Below are 1,424 nucleotides of genomic sequence, written 5' to 3' on the forward strand. Positions count from 1 at the left end.
CCCCCGGCATAGCCGTAATACCGCTCGCTTAAGCCAACTGAGATAAGTCATAATCGGCCTCAGACAATCATCTGAGGCCGGTTTTTTATGTCTGAATTTTCTCGTGAACTCCAAGCTACTGCGGAATTTAATTACCCTGACTCCATGGGTGCTTTTAGCAAAAACATTCCCATGGCATGGGTGATTGAAGCGGTCAAAGAAACCGGCCGCGCCACGGTGCGAAAACGGCGCTTCCCCGCTGAACAAGCCGTCTGGTTGGTGCTGGGCATTGGTCTCATGAGAAATCGGTCTATCAGTGATGTTTGTGACAAATTAGAGCTGGCTTTTCCTGATGCGAAAGGTGAACTGCCGTCATTAGCTTCAAGCAGTATCTCGAAAGCCAGGCATCGCATTGGCGTTGAGCCATTACGGCATCTTTTTCATACCACGGCTACCGAATGGGAAAAAGAAGAGACTACTTATTCTACGTGTGGCCTGAAAATCTTATGTGTGGATGGCCCCCAGTTTAAAGTGCCTGAAACCAGTGATAATCAACAATTGGGTTATGCTTCCGGCAAAGCCACCTTTCCCTCAGTTTTAGCGGTAACCCTGATGTCCGCGCGGACACACCTTATCTCCGATGTGGCGTTTGGTCCCATCACCCAAAGTGAAATTAGCTACGCCCAACAACTGGTGGGCTCTGCGCCCGAAAATACGCTGACGTTGTTTGACCGGGGTTTTCTCTCTGCGGAATTATTTCAGGCTTGGCGGGGAACAGGCCAAAATACTCATTGGCTAACCCCAATAAAAAGTAAAATGCGTTATGACGTCGTTAAGGAGCACAGCCCTTATGACAAACTTATTGATATGCCGGTTTCTCCCCAAGCCCAACAACAGTATCCTCACCTTGGAAAAACAGGGCGAGCGCGTCTTATTTTGATCCCAGAACCGAAAGGCGAAATTAAAGGCTTTATCACCTCACTGGAGTGCCCGATGACATACCCACTCAAAGAGATCCTGAGTGTGTACTGGGAACGGTGGGAAGCCGAAACCGGGTATAATGAACTAAAACAAAGGCAACTCAATAATACAGCTATCCTGAGAAGCCAGACCCGAACCGGTATTTATCAGGAATTATGGGGCATATTGATTGCCTATAATCTGGTTCGGCTGGAGATGAGCCGGATGGCCAAGGCTTATAGTGTTGAGCCGCTGCGGATAAGCTTTATCAATGCGTTACGGCTGATACAGGATGAATTTTTATGGTGTTCAGGACGCAGCCCCGGCACCATTCCGCAAAAATTAAAAGCCCTCAGGGAGAATGGCAAGCGATTGATCTGACCTCAAAAGCGAAAACGTCAACCAGCCCCAAGGCAAGTGCTCTGCAAAGCACCGCGTTACCCTTATAAAAAGAGAACCGCTCGTGCTTAAGCGAGCGGTATTAC

Annotated in this window: 1 protein-coding gene; it reads left to right on the forward strand. The window is 48.6% G+C overall.

Going from position 1 to position 1,424, the window contains the following annotated elements; genetic code table 11:
* The first annotated feature begins 87 nt into the window (after positions 1-87).
* A complete protein-coding gene (locus tag Xmir_RS22070) occupies positions 88-1,320 on the forward strand; it encodes an IS4 family transposase (protein WP_208620483.1) in 1,233 nt (410 codons plus the stop codon).
* Positions 1,321-1,424: the final 104 nt, after the last annotated feature.

The organism is Xenorhabdus miraniensis (assembly GCF_002632615.1).